This window comes from Yersinia thracica (genome assembly GCF_902170565.1).
Classification (GTDB): Bacteria; Pseudomonadota; Gammaproteobacteria; order Enterobacterales; family Enterobacteriaceae; genus Yersinia; species Yersinia thracica.
The window spans coordinates 1-740 of sequence record NZ_CABHXX010000124.1 but is presented as its reverse complement, the minus strand read 5'-3'; the positions used below and the strand labels follow the sequence as shown (position 1 = coordinate 740).

Below are 740 nucleotides of genomic sequence, written 5' to 3'. Positions count from 1 at the left end.
ACCGTAGGGGAACCTGCGGTTGGATCACCTCCTTACCTCAGATACGCATTGCGCAGTGTCCACACAGATTGTCTGATGAATGTAAATGAGCAAGGTAACCTGCTGTAGGTGGGTGAGACGTGCACCGTGAAATCGAGTATTGACTGCATCAGTCGCTTGAATTTGCAGGCAAATTCTCGCCTCTACACGAAATTATCGAAGCAATGCTTCGATAGTCAAATTTCGTGTCCCCATCGTCTAGAGGCCTAGGACACTGCCCTTTCACGGCTGTAACAGGGGTTCGAATCCCCTTGGGGACGCCACTCCGATAATGTGTGAAAGACATTATCAACCGGTTCTTTATGAACTAAAAAATAACGTAAAGATGACTTTCACAAGTCGTGTTTACGATATTGCTCTTTAACAATCTGGAACAAGCTGAAAATTGAAACAATACAGCTGAAACTTATCTCTCCGTAGAAGTACTGAGATAAGGATTAACCTGTATTAGAGTCTCTCAAATAATCGCAATGCCAATGTGTTTATCATTGTTGCAGTGTGAGCGAGAAGATACTCAGCAAGGCGTACAGCGCACAGCAACCGGAGTGAACTCTATGTTCATGAGGATTGCGCGCACTGCACAACGACGCAGAGTGTGTTCGCAGCCACACCAATAAAGAAGAAACACCTTCGGGTTGTGAGGTTAAGCGACTAAGCGTACACGGTGGATGCCTAGGCAGTCAGAGGCGATGAAGGGCGTG

Annotated in this window: 1 tRNA gene; it reads left to right on the top strand. The window is 46.5% G+C overall.

The features are described from left to right. The first annotated feature begins 226 nt into the window (after positions 1 to 226). Positions 227 to 302 (top strand) — tRNA-Glu (locus tag FTA91_RS17240). The last annotated feature ends 438 nt before the right edge of the window (positions 303 to 740 follow it).